The organism is Carnobacterium sp. 17-4, from assembly GCF_000195575.1.
In the GTDB taxonomy this organism is placed as follows: domain Bacteria; phylum Bacillota; class Bacilli; order Lactobacillales; family Carnobacteriaceae; genus Carnobacterium_B.
On the sequence record NC_015391.1, the window covers coordinates 1453008 to 1465854 of the forward strand.

General features: G+C 34.9%; 9 protein-coding genes. 1 reads left to right on the top strand and 8 read right to left on the bottom strand.

Annotated features, from left to right (window positions below; all coding sequences use genetic code 11):
* Positions 1 to 155: 155 nt before the first annotated feature.
* The 4 genes from CAR_RS07080 to CAR_RS07095 all read right to left on the bottom strand — a co-directional run bounded on the left by CAR_RS07080 (position 156) and on the right by CAR_RS07095 (position 5407).
* On the bottom strand, positions 156 to 1304 hold the full coding sequence (locus CAR_RS07080; protein ID WP_013711022.1) for a mannitol-1-phosphate 5-dehydrogenase: 1149 nt from the start codon (positions 1302 to 1304) through the stop codon (positions 156 to 158).
* A 1-nt stretch (position 1305) separates the two neighbouring features.
* Complete coding sequence (locus CAR_RS07085) at positions 1306 to 1746, bottom strand: PTS sugar transporter subunit IIA (RefSeq protein ID WP_013711023.1); 441 nt, start codon at positions 1744 to 1746, stop codon at positions 1306 to 1308.
* Positions 1747 to 1761: 15 nt separating this feature from the next.
* Positions 1762 to 3858 carry a BglG family transcription antiterminator gene (locus CAR_RS07090; RefSeq protein ID WP_013711024.1) on the bottom strand — a complete coding sequence of 699 codons (2097 nt, stop codon included), beginning with the start codon at positions 3856 to 3858 and terminating at the stop codon, positions 1762 to 1764.
* 97 nt (positions 3859 to 3955) lie between these two features.
* Positions 3956 to 5407, bottom strand: a complete 1452-nt coding sequence (locus CAR_RS07095) for a PTS mannitol transporter subunit IICB (RefSeq protein WP_013711025.1) — start codon at positions 5405 to 5407, stop codon at positions 3956 to 3958.
* 403 nt (positions 5408 to 5810) lie between these two features.
* Between CAR_RS07095 and glmS the strand changes: the two genes are divergently transcribed.
* The gene (glmS, locus tag CAR_RS07100; RefSeq protein WP_013711026.1) at positions 5811 to 7619 is read left to right on the top strand and encodes a glutamine--fructose-6-phosphate transaminase (isomerizing); all 1809 of its coding nucleotides are present in this window, start codon (positions 5811 to 5813) and stop codon (positions 7617 to 7619) included.
* A 92-nt stretch (positions 7620 to 7711) separates the two neighbouring features.
* Here glmS and CAR_RS07105 read toward each other — a convergent pair whose 3' ends face one another.
* From CAR_RS07105 to CAR_RS07120, 4 genes are all read right to left on the bottom strand, one after another.
* Positions 7712 to 8257 (bottom strand): hypothetical protein, encoded by a 546-nt coding sequence (locus tag CAR_RS07105; protein WP_052303138.1) that lies wholly within the window; start codon positions 8255 to 8257, stop codon positions 7712 to 7714.
* A gap of 107 nt (positions 8258 to 8364) precedes the next feature.
* The gene (gene lpdA, locus CAR_RS07110; RefSeq protein ID WP_013711028.1) at positions 8365 to 9756 is read right to left on the bottom strand and encodes a dihydrolipoyl dehydrogenase; all 1392 of its coding nucleotides are present in this window, start codon (positions 9754 to 9756) and stop codon (positions 8365 to 8367) included.
* A gap of 194 nt (positions 9757 to 9950) precedes the next feature.
* Entirely contained in the window at positions 9951 to 10910 is a 960-nt protein-coding gene (locus CAR_RS07115; RefSeq protein WP_148229447.1) for a glycosyltransferase family 2 protein, read from the bottom strand.
* 84 nt (positions 10911 to 10994) lie between these two features.
* On the bottom strand, positions 10995 to 12815 hold the full coding sequence (locus CAR_RS07120; protein ID WP_041556381.1) for a polysaccharide biosynthesis protein: 1821 nt from the start codon (positions 12813 to 12815) through the stop codon (positions 10995 to 10997).
* Between the last annotated feature and the right edge of the window lie 32 nt (positions 12816 to 12847).

The window sequence follows — 12847 nt, forward strand, 5'->3', positions numbered from 1 at the left end:
CAACTGTTTTTTTATCTAATTTTAGTATTATTTAATTAACTCCATCACTCACTTGAAATTTATAGAGAAATGAAAATTACCTGTAGCCATTTAAAGGATTCAACCAGAAGTAATTTCAATTACAACACTAACTTTATTTGTTAATTCACTAATTTTTATTTTGTTAAAAGTTCATATTCACTAGCTATTTTCCCAATAATTGTTTCATCTTTTAATTGCGTAACTTCACGAATAACTGTTTCAACAGATTTATCTTCCAACATTTTTTCTAATTGTTGGCTTTCCTCATCATTGCTGTCACGATAGACTAAAGCTTTAGCAACAGTCTTAATCAAATAGTCTGTTTCAAGTCCTCTTTCACTTGCTTCTCGGATAGGACGAATAAACCGTTCGTCGTATCCCAGCTTACGCATTGGCGTTCTAGCAACACGAGTGATATCGTCTGAGATATATGGGTTCATAAAACGGGAAAGAATTTTAGTAATGTACGCTTTGTGTTCTTCAGCATTAAACTGCCATTTTTCAACCATCACGGCTCCTGTTTCAGCTAAAACATTCTCAACTTGTTTTTTCACTTTTTCATCTTTTAACGCTTCGTCAATTGTTTTGTATCCTTCATATTTCCCGACATAGGCCGTAGTCGCATGTCCGGTATTTACGGTAAATAATTTTCTTTCAATAAAGGGTTCTAGTTCAGGTGCATAATGAACTCCTTCTAAACGTAGTTCCGTATTTTTAAGTTTAGATTCATCAATGACCCATTCCTTGTATCCTTCAACGGATACGAACAATTTATCCTCATGAGATTGCAAAGGAACAATACGATCCACTGCGGCATCAGGAAATCCGATATACTGTTCAAGGTAATCCATATCTTCTTTAACTAAATGTTTTGAAACTTCCTCTTTCAGGAATGTACTTCCGCCAATCATATTTTCACATGCTATCACGTCAATTGGTTGAGTCGATTTTCCAGCTCGTCTTTTTTGAATCCCTTTAGCGATTAAAGGTGCGATATACGGTAAAATTTTTGGACCAATAGCAGTCGTTACAATAGAAGCTTGTTCAAATGCTGCAATGACTTCTTCTGGATGAGTCCCATTGTTGATACCATAGACATTGTTTACCTTGAGTTGAGGGGTGCCTTCTTGAGCCAGTTCAATAGTATATTCGTGTTTGTCATTTAGCGCATCAATGATTTCTTTATTTACATCCACAAAAGCAATCTTAAATCCATTTTTATTTAAGACTTCTCCTATAAATCCTCGACCAATATTTCCTCCACCAAAATGAATGGCTAACATATTATTCAATCCCTTCTAATAATTCTCTAACTTCTCGTTCAGAAGATGCATCCGCTAACTTAACCACGTTTTCTACTTCTGAACAGTAAACAGCGATTTTTGAAAGGATGTCTAAATGTTCATTCCCTACTCCAGCGATTCCGAACACAACGGTTACTAATTTTTCTTCCTCAGGAGTACCAAAATCTACCCCACCAGGAATTTGAACAACTGAAATACCCGATTGAGTGATTAAGTCTTTTGAATTTTCTGTACCATGAGGAATAGCAATAAAGTTTCCCATATAAGTCGTGACATTTTCTTCACGCTTCAGCATTTCTTCAATGTAGCCTTCTTTTACATATTGACCTTCTACTAGAATCTTACCCGCGGCACGAATAGCCTCTTCTTTTGTGTTAAATGATTGATTTAATTGAATACTGCTTTCTTCTAAAATAGCCATAATCTATTCTCTCCTTTATTTCTTTAATTTTTCTAAAAATAAACCGCTTAAGTAATTATTTAACAATGGTTCAGAACCCGAATTAAAGATTTCCATAGTCAAATCACTTTCAACAATCGCCGAGCTGATAAAACCTAAAATTTCCTGCGCATTTTCACTTAATGGGTCTGGACCTAGCATCATTAAAACCCGCTTCATGTGTACTGGATTCCGATCGATTCCAAGCACATCCATAGTATTTGGCAATTCATATATGGAAAAAAATGGTTGTTTAATCGTTGCATCAATACAATGAAATAATGCCATGTTTGTATTAGGAAGTCCAATAGGAGCTAATTCCATTCGCTCCATTAGTTTAGTAGCAACATGCTTACCATCTGTCAAAAATTCGCCTTCTAAACTTTCACAAATGGCCGAAATAATAGAATTTAAGTCCATCATTCCAATAGTTTGATGCAAATCAAAATTTTCTAACACACCATTCGCAAGCGTTAATTTCTGATAGAATTCTTTAAATTCAGATTTATCTGTTTGTGGGGTAGTAAGGACTAAAGTTTCTTTTCTAACTTTTCCTTTTATCTTTTCGTTGATAATCTGGCGAACATACAATTGAATACTTTTGATTTCGTTATCCATCAATAGCGGTGTCACTACTTTATACTCCGTTTCAAAACCTTGTAAAAAAATTGTTGATAAAATTAAATCGTATTCATTAAAATCGATCCGGTGAAGTTTTGAAATTCTGGAAATTTCAATAACTGTTATTTCAGGAATGTGTTTTCGTATACGACTTTCTAATATTTTTGCTGTACCAACTCCGCTTGAACAAATGACCAATGCTTTCAATTCTTGTATTTTAGGTTGTCGTTCATAAGCTGAAGCGAAATGAATCACAATATACACAATTTCATTCGGCAAGAAATGGATCAATGGAAATATATGCGTTAAATTTTCTTTGACCGAAAAACTCAATTGACTATACTGAGTGCTAATTTTATCAAGTAAAGGATTATTGCTCTCAGGCATCGGTGCAATGGCTCGCTTGAGTGCTGCTGTAATATGAGCCAACAAATCATGAAAAAGTGTCTCATCTTGATTAAAATTCCAGTCCATTTCATTGGAAACGAGTTGAATCAACTCTCTTACCTTATAACCTAAATCAGCATCATATTCCTGTGAAAAAAAATCATTGCGCAACGGAACATTCAACCCTTGAATTTGAAGCCCTAAAAATTGAATTTCTTCTTTAGGTATAGTCATTCCATATAGTTTCTGCATAAATTCATAAATAGCTGTGGCTGTTTCCAAACTTTTTGTTTGATTACTATCTGTTAGGAAAGTATTCGTTTTAAATGATGTGATTTGATACCCTTCTCGCAATCTCATGATGGAGACACACAACAGAATAACTAATCGCTGCAGTTGACTATCCGTAACTTCATCAAAATAATGTTGACCAAACTGCTTGACCACAGCATACACATGATACAGATCTTCTTTAGTTAACTGCTTTAAAAATGGGTTTTGTCCATTGCCCCATTCTTTATCTTGTGCTTTAGTTTCATTTTCCAATAATTGAAAAAAATCATACTCATTGATTTCACTATGGATCAACCCACTGATGATCAAACGTCGATTGCTTTCAGAAGCCATTGCTTGAATGCCCTTCGCTTTTTTACGTTCAATATCAATTTGGTAAGCTTTAAAAACCTCTTCTATTGAAACCAAATCAGCCTGGATCGTACTGATACTTACTTGAAGGTCAATAGCCAGTGACTCCATTTTCACTTCATTTTCTTGCGTCAAAAGCTTGATAACTAAAGCACTTTGTCGTTGTTGAGCAGTAAACTCTTCTGGTGAAGCGTATAATTGCTGCTGCAACTCTCTAAACAAAGCCGGCTTACCAACTAGTCGATAGCCAATATCCAGTTCACGTATCAATTTAATTTGATATTGAGCCAATGTACTCTCAAGACTAGAAAGTTCTCTGTAGATCGTGCGATTACTGACCTGCAATTCGTCACTTAAATAATCTAAGGAGACACCATTTTTTTGTTCGAGCAAGATTTCTATAATCTTTTTTTCCCTATTGGAAATATACAATTCTTTCATCTCGTTTCTGGACAAAATTTAAACAGATAAAAGCAGTGAGTCAACACTCACCGCTTTTATCCCTTTTTATGTGCATCTTATTGTCAAGATAATATGCTTATGATTGATTTTTTAAATTTTCAACAATTTCTTCATATTTAGGACTGTTCAAGAAATTATCAACTGAAACTTGTGTTGCATTTGGCGTCTTTTGTTTCGCGCGCGTTGTCAGTTCTTTTTGCGTAATAACTAATAGGCCATCTTCATCTGTTAAGTTATTGATAGAAGAATTGGTTACAGAAATGTCCAACCCGGCGTCTTTTACTTTTTTACGCATAATGGAAGCTCCCATTGCACTAGATCCCATACCGGCATCACATGCAAAGATAATTCTTTTGACTTCTTTTTGCCCAACAGTTGCTGCATCATCAGTTACAGCTGTTTGAGCAGTAGTACCTTTATTTGTTCCTTTTGATTCAGCTTTAAGAGATCTTGATTCTTGAACTTTTGCTGAAAAATTGTCTTCTTCAATAGCTTCTGTTGATTTGTCAGACTTAAGAATCACCATTGCAACTAGGAATGATACAGCTGCTGCAACAACAACTCCTAAGATAACACCAAGATAACTTCCTCGTGGAGTCATCAATAAGATTGCAAAAATTGAACCTGGAGAAGCTGCGGCAACTAAACCTGAATTGAAAATTGTGTTTGTAAACGTACCAGCAACCCCACCAGCAATGACAGATAAGAATAAAGCAGGTTTCATCAATACATATGGGAAGTAAATTTCATGAATCCCACCAATGAACTGAATTAAAATAGCACCAGGAGCAGATGCTTTAGCAGCTCCTTTTCCAAAGAACGAATAAGCTAATAGTAAACCTAAACCAGGACCAGGATTCGCTTCTAGTAAGAATAGAATAGATTTCCCTGTCTCTGCAGCTTGTTCAATTCCTAATGGTGTCAATATACCATGATTGATAGCGTTATTCAAAAACAGGATTTTTGCAGGTTCAATAAAAATATTTGCTAATGGCAATAGCCCAGCGTTAACGATCCAGTCAACACCACTTGCAAGAAGATTTGTTAATCCGGTTACAAAAGGTCCTACAGCATAAAAAGCAATAATAGCTAAGCCAAATCCGATAATTCCACTTGAAAAGTTGTTAACTAGCATTTCAAAACCAGCTCTAATTTTATCTCCAAAAAAATCATCAAATTTCTTGATACAATATCCACCTAATGGTCCTAAAGCCATAGCTCCGATAAACATTGGAACATCTGAACCTACGATAACACCGATTGTTGCGATTGATCCAACAACTGCTCCGCGTTGTCCGTATACCATACTACCACCTGTGTATCCAATTAAGATTGGCAACAGGTATTTCAACATTGGGTCAACCATTGTTGCTAACTGTGCATTTGGCAGCCAACCTGCTTCAATGAACAATGCCGTAATAATTCCCCAAGCAATAAAAGCACCGATATTCGGCATAACCATACCGCTTAGATAACTACCTATGCGTTGAACGGTAGCTTTCGCTCCCTTTTTTTCTGTTTGTTCCACAATAACTCCTCCTCAAACTTTTTTGTTAAGTTAATCTTAACGCGGTTTGTATCCGATTACAACAGAGTGTAGTGTTGAGTTTGTCATCACATGCTTTGTCAAAAGTACCGATAACATTCCCTTGTCAACTCAACATCCTTTAACATCCTAATAAATGCTGTCATCATTAAACTGATATAGACCAATATACCACTTTTAAAAAAAGTGTTGACTTTATTTTTCAAATCCCTTATCATTAACCTGCTTGACAGATTAACAACTTTTTTTAGTGTATATACCAATTTAACATTATACACTTGAAAATCATTTTTATAAGTACTTTATCATCAGAAAAAAACACTAAAGAAGTTGACTTCAGTATGAAACTCTCTATTAAATAAAGAAAAGAAAGTAGGAATTTAGCATGTGTGGAATCGTAGGATATATTGGAAGACAAGATGCAAAAGATATTTTATTACAAGGACTTGAAATGTTAGAATACCGTGGTTACGACTCAGCTGGTATTTATGTAATGGACGATCAAGATAAAGGACATTTATTTAAAGAAAAAGGACGCATTGCTGCTTTAAGAGAAAAAGTAGACCATAACGTTCCTGCAAAAACAGGTATCGGACATACACGTTGGGCAACTCACGGTGTACCAAGTGTTGAAAATGCTCATCCTCATCAATCAAATAGTGGTCGTTTTAACCTTGTTCATAATGGAGTAATCGAAAATTACAAAGCAGTAAGAGATGCTTTCCTTACAGATACAATGTTGCATAGCGATACAGATACTGAAATTATTGTACAATTGATTGCTTGGTACGTTGAAGAAGAAGGATTAGAAACAATCGATGCTTTCAAGAAAGCAATTGTAGCTCTGAAAGGATCTTACGCATTAGCTTTGATTGACAATGAAAATCCAGATGTTGTTTATGCAGCGAAAAATAAAAGTCCTCTTCTATTAGGTAGAGGTGATGGTTTTAATGTTATTTGTAGCGATGCTATGGCAATGATTCAAGAAACGAATCAATTTGTTGAACTGATGGATGGCGAAATTGCTACATTAACAGTAGATGACATCAAAATTGAAACACTAGCTGGTGACGTGATCACCCGTGCTTCATATACTGCTTTATTGGATGCAAATGATTTAAGCAAAGGTACTTACCCTCACTACATGGCAAAAGAAATTGATGAACAGCCTGCTGTTATGCGTAAAATTGTTCAAAATTATCAGAATGACAATGGCGAATTAGAAATTGATTCAGCTATTCTTGAAGAAATGACAGCAAGTGACCGTATCTACATTATCGCTTGTGGGACAAGTTACAATGCTGGATGGGTTGGCAAACAAATTATTGAAAACTTGACCAATATTCCTACAGAAGTTCATTTATCTAGTGAATTTGGTTACAATACTCCTTTATTGACTGAAAAACCATTCTTCATCTTCTTATCTCAAAGTGGAGAAACAGCTGACAGTCGTCAAGTATTGGTAAAAATAAATGATTTGAACTTCCCTTCTCTAACATTGACAAACGTACCAGGTTCTACTCTTTCTAGAGAAGCAAAATATACTTTATTGTTGCACGCTGGCCCAGAAATCGCTGTCGCTTCAACAAAGGCTTACACAGCTCAAATCGCTGTACTTGCAATCCTTGGAGAGCTTGCTGGTCGCAAAAAAGGATTAGAATTAGATGTAGATATGGCACATGAACTAGGTATTGCCGCTACAGCAATTGAATCTATTATCGATGAAAAAGAAATTTTCGAACAATTATCTGTTACACATTTAAGTATCAGTCGTAACGCATTTTATATTGGACGTAGTATTGATTACTATGTTGTTATGGAAGCTGCACTTAAATTAAAAGAAGTTTCTTATGTTCAAACAGAAGGATTCGCAGCTGGCGAGTTGAAACATGGAACAATTGCATTAATTGAAGAAGGTACTCCAGTTATTTCAATTATTACGGATGAAGCAACTGCTGGACACACTCGTGGAAATGCACAAGAAGTTATTTCTCGTGGAGCTCATAGCATGATTATTGCTATGGAAGGTCTAGATCAATCAGGTGACGCATACGTATTGCCAAGAGTGCACAACTTATTAACTCCATTAGTTAGTGTTATTCCTACTCAACTAATTGCTTATTACACAAGCTTACATCGTGGTAACGACGTTGATAAACCAAGAAACTTAGCTAAAAGCGTAACTGTTGAGTAAACCTGTAAAGTTTATTCTTAATTAATCGAAAATCCCAATAGGTATGAAGGAAATACTTCATGCCTATTGGGATTTTTATATCTATTGGTCGTTTAATTGGATTCTATCCATACACAACCAATTGTTTGTGACGCTGGTAAAATAGCCGTGTATCTTCCATGATTATCATAAGCTTTGAAAAATAATTTTCCCTCTTGATCGTAACCATATGCATAAACCACTACCCAATGATTTTTATAGGGACTGCCAAATAAAGTTGCCGTACCAACTGCTACTGGGACCGGGTCCTTCCTATTTAATAGTGAAACTATTTTACGCTCAGGAACAAAATGCATCTTAACAGAAAAATCAGGGTTATCTTTTAGTACCCAATCCAATCCACGCCAAACGTCCCAGGGAAAAGTTCCTTTATATGGAAAGGTATCGTCAATAACTGTCTTTAATCCGGTAATCAATTTCTGTTTTTCTAATTCTATTCCATACCGTTGGTTGAAAGCATCGTGCAGAATCACTGCTCCAACATACGTTCCACATATTCCAGGTTTTACGGCATTTATCCATGTTTTGTATTTTCGAAAACGAGCCGGACTAAGCCCAACCCACTTGGATGGAAAAGCAGTCTTTAGTTTTTCTGACATTTTAATCCCCCCTTGTTTTGTTAACAATTTCTCCTTACCGTAATTTAAATACAAAAAAGCTTGTAAGTAAAGAAAATCCTTTACTTACAAGCTTTTAGTTTATCGGTTTACATGTGGATTGGTAATCCTAAAGCTAATTCAGCTGTATCCATTACTGATTCTGCAAGTGATGGATGAGCGTGGATGGTTAATGAAATATCTTCAGCGACCATACCTAATTCAATCGCTAATGCTAATTCAGCAATAACATCTCCTGCGCTTACTCCAATAACTTGAGCTCCCACAATTTTATTTGTTTTTTCTTCAGTGATCATGCGAACAAATCCTTCAGCCGCATCTAATGATAATGCACGTCCATTACCTGCTAACGAGAATTTGCTGACTTTGTACTCTTTATTGCCTTTAACTTCATCAGCTGATAATCCTACTGTAGCAATTTCAGGTTCTGTATATGCAGCAATTGGCATCGTTTTATAATTCACAACGACTTCTTTACCCGAAATAACTTCTGCCACGATTTTTGCGTCATGGCTGGCTTTGTGGGCAAATGCTGGTCCTGGAGTAATATCTCCAATTGCATAAACGCCTTCAACACCAGTTCTCAATGAATCGTCTACATCAATTCTACCATTCTCTAATAACTTAACGCCAACTGCTTCTAAATTCAATTTAGATGTATTAGGCACTCGTCCAGCAGAAACCAAAACATAATCTGATTCAATCATTTCTTCTTTGCCATCTTTTTCATAAGTGACGGTTACTACGTCATTTGTTTGTGAAGATTTAGTTATGTTTACACCTTCAATAACGTCTACACCTTTATCTGCATAACTTTTCTTGACCAATTTCACCATATCTTTATCAAAGAAGTTGATAATGCTGTCTTCTTTTTCAAGAATGGTTACTTTAGAGCCGAAATTATTAAAAGCAAAAGCTAATTGAGTGGCAACATAACCGCCGCCTACGATTACTAAACGTTTTGGAAGTTCTTTAATGTTTAAACCGCCCGTGGTGTCTACAATACGTCCACCAAATGGAACTTCTGGAACTGCTAATGGTGAACTACCTGTAGCAATAACAACATTTTTAAATTCAAAATCTTGAGATCCATCTTTAGTTTCAACAGTTAAATGATTTTTATCAGTAAAAACAGCTGTTCCACGAATAATTTCTACTTTGTTTTTTTTCAATAAACCTTCAACACCGCGCGTTAACATGCTTACAACTTTAGTATCTTTCCAGTTTTGCATTTTTGTAATATCCAACGTTACATTAGAAGTTGTGATTCCAAAGACTTCAGAGTGTTGTGCATTGTGAAAATGATGTCCAGCAGTAATTAACGCTTTAGAAGGAATACATCCGACGTTTAAACAAACTCCACCGATGTATTCTTTTTCAATAATTGTAACTTTTTGTCCTAGTTGTGCTGCTCGAATTGCTGCAACGTAGCCTCCTGGACCAGCTCCAATAATAATCGTTTCTTTTTGAATAGTTGCCATGATAGGTCAACTCCTTCTTATTTTTTACCTATTAACTTTTAAAAAAGATAATAGATAGATTCACATCCCTATTTTACTTGAAAAACCGAAATATTCAAGTAAATTCAACTAAGTATGTGAAAAAAATTCAAAAAAACCGCATTCTCGCTTCGAATTATTTGAATGAAATGTGAAATACCACAACATTTTTAAAATTAATCGAATGATTTGTTTCTCATTTTCCAAAATTTATAATAAACCATAGTCATTTTCCTAGCCATTATACAAGACATTTTAATATCTTGGCTGTTAAGTTCATCTATGGAAAACCGATACAAATTTTGCTTCGCTTCTTCGATTTGATGGTGGTCTTGAACCTCTTCATTTAGAAGTTGCATCAATAATTGAATAGAATAATTAACATAAATATCTTTTATTGTTGAAACATCAAAGTTGTCTAATTCCTTTGTTAAATCAATGATTTCCAGTAGTGCTTTAGGTCCAGAAAGTTTTTCTTTAGTAATATCATTAAAGAAAGAGGTATGCTTATAGGCTATATAATGATAATGCAAATTAGGGTCAAATATAATTTTATTACTTTTTAATATACATTGTACACACATCAACAAATCACCAAAAATGTCTAACGTCGAATTAAACTCTAAAACAGGATCAACTCTGAATAAATCGATAGAAAAAAGTTTGTTACATAAAAAACTTTTCAATCGGAAATGATCAACGATTTTATTCAGAGCAGTCTCTTTAGTCCAATTAACGTTGCTTGAAGGTTCTATATATTCTTTATCATCCTGATCTAATTCTTCTCCATAGTTAGCTATGACTATGTCTGCTTTATTTTTAATAATCGTTAGTATTAACTTTTCGAACATCAAACCATCTATTCGGTCAATTGGATCAATAAAACTGACATATTCACCTTTAGCTGAAAGTAATCCAGTATTCAAAGCGTCATAATGCCCTTTTACTTCTTTATGAAGTACTTTAAAACGAGGATCTACTCGTGCAAATCGATCACATATAGCAGCACTCATATCGGTAGACCCTTCATTGATTAAAATAATTTCAATGTTTCTATAAGATTGAAATCTTAAGCTATTTAAACAATGTTTTAAAACATTTTCCACATTATATACAGGAACAATGATAGACAACATAACTGCTCCTCCTTTCTGCATAACATCATGGATAAGCAGCCTATTCCATGTTCCTTTCTTTAAAGTTTCTTGTATAAAAAATTGTTATGCTGCTGCTTGATGTGTTTTAGCAAAGTAAATTAATTGTTCTTTTAATGAAGCATCACTACATCCATCTAATGTTTTTAAAAACGACATTACTTCTTCTAGTGAACGCCTTACCGCTTTTCCAACAAATATTTTATCAAATACTTTCTCACCAGTATTTTCACTAGCAATCAATAACTCTTCATACAGCTTCTCTCCTGGGCGAATTCCAGTTTCAACTACTGAAATTTCATCATCACTAAATCCACTTAATTTGATTACTTTCTTAGCTAAATCAACAATTTTAACCGGTTTTCCCATATCTAAGACAAAGATTTCTCCACCCTTTGCTAAAGTTCCTGCTTGGATCACTAAACGACTGGCTTCTGGGATTGTCATAAAATAACGTGTCATCCTAAAGTCTGTTACCGTCACAGGGCCACCTGCTTTTATTTGTTCTTTGAATAGTGGAACCACACTGCCACGACTGCCCAATACGTTTCCAAAGCGGACAGCTGCAAAATTTGTTTTCCCCTCTTCATTTAAACTAGTCACGATCATTTCAGCAATACGTTTTGTTGCTCCCATAACATTCGGCGGGTTCACAGCTTTGTCAGTAGAGATCATGATAAAGGTTCCTACATTAGCCGCTTTAGCAGCTTCAGCTATGTTTTTTGTACCATAAACATTATTTCTTACAGCCTCAAAAGTATTTGATTCCATCATTGGAACATGTTTATGGGCAGCTGCATGATAAACAATATCAGGTTTATACATTTCCATAATATCAAACATTCTTTGTCGATTTTGGACATCTGCTATAACCGGTGTAATATCAATTTTACCAACAAAATTTTTATTTAATTCACGGTGGATTTGATAAATCGAGTTTTCACCATGTCCTAATAAAATAATTTTTTTAGGAGCAAAAGTAGATATGATTCGACAAATTTCTGAGCCAATAGATCCGCCAGCACCGCTGACTAAAATAGTTTTGCCAAATAGATCTTCTGAGATTTGTTTTGTATCTAACGTTACTTCGTCTCTTCCCAATAAATCGACCACATCGATTTCTCTGAAGCGGCTGACCATTAGTTTCCCATTTATCACATCTTCTATAGATGGCATTAAATTGACCGGCAGATTGATATCATTACAAATCTCTAAAATCTTTTCAAGTTGTTTGGGTTTTAATGAAGGAATTGCAATTGTAATTTGTTCAACATTTAATTTTTTTGTGAATACTGGGATATCAGAAATATTCCCTAAAATAGGGATGCTGTATAACCGCATACCATGTTTAGCTTCATCATCATCAACAACACCGACTACTTTTATATCCGTTGAATTCTTTTGAATATTCTTGATAAATAGATTTCCACCATCACCTGCACCGACTACTAACGTTCGGATTTTTTCAGCTGTTTGTTTCTCTGGAGAAGTACTTGTTTTGTAATCGTGGATAATTCTAAAAACAATATGCCCCCCACTAACTAGTAATAACGAAACGAGATAGATCAATAAAATATACCGAAAACTCATTTCATCCAGTAATAAAACAGCAAGCGTTGTCGTTGCTCCGAAAGATACTGTGATAGAAATAAAAATGATCAGCATATCCTTGATGCTTGTGTAGCGATAGAGAGTAGCACAGATCCCTGAATAACCTGCTAAAAAGCTGTAACCTGCTATCCCAAAAGCAACCATAAATAAGTAAGAGGACGCTGGGAGTGCTACATAAGGATTTAAAAAGAAATACGCTATCACACCAGCTAATAGAATTACGGAACTATCCAACAGTAAATAGAGCTTTTTCTTATTTAGAATTGTTCGAATCATTTTGATCACTCCTATTATTTTTCAACCACATT

Excerpts from the sequence above, each read along its gene's own strand:
- CAR_RS07105 (WP_052303138.1), bottom strand. The coding sequence starts at position 8,257 with ATGTCAGAAAAACTAAAGACTGCTTTTCCATCCAAGTGGGTTGGGCTT.
- CAR_RS07085 (WP_013711023.1), bottom strand. The coding sequence starts at position 1,746 with ATGGCTATTTTAGAAGAAAGCAGTATTCAATTAAATCAATCATTTAAC.
- glmS (WP_013711026.1), top strand. The coding sequence starts at position 5,811 with ATGTGTGGAATCGTAGGATATATTGGAAGACAAGATGCAAAAGATATT.
- CAR_RS07115 (WP_148229447.1), bottom strand. The coding sequence starts at position 10,910 with ATGTTGTCTATCATTGTTCCTGTATATAATGTGGAAAATGTTTTAAAA.
- CAR_RS07090 (WP_013711024.1), bottom strand. The coding sequence starts at position 3,858 with ATGAAAGAATTGTATATTTCCAATAGGGAAAAAAAGATTATAGAAATC.
- CAR_RS07120 (WP_041556381.1), bottom strand. The coding sequence starts at position 12,815 with ATGATTCGAACAATTCTAAATAAGAAAAAGCTCTATTTACTGTTGGAT.
- lpdA (WP_013711028.1), bottom strand. The coding sequence starts at position 9,756 with ATGGCAACTATTCAAAAAGAAACGATTATTATTGGAGCTGGTCCAGGA.
- CAR_RS07080 (WP_013711022.1), bottom strand. The coding sequence starts at position 1,304 with ATGTTAGCCATTCATTTTGGTGGAGGAAATATTGGTCGAGGATTTATA.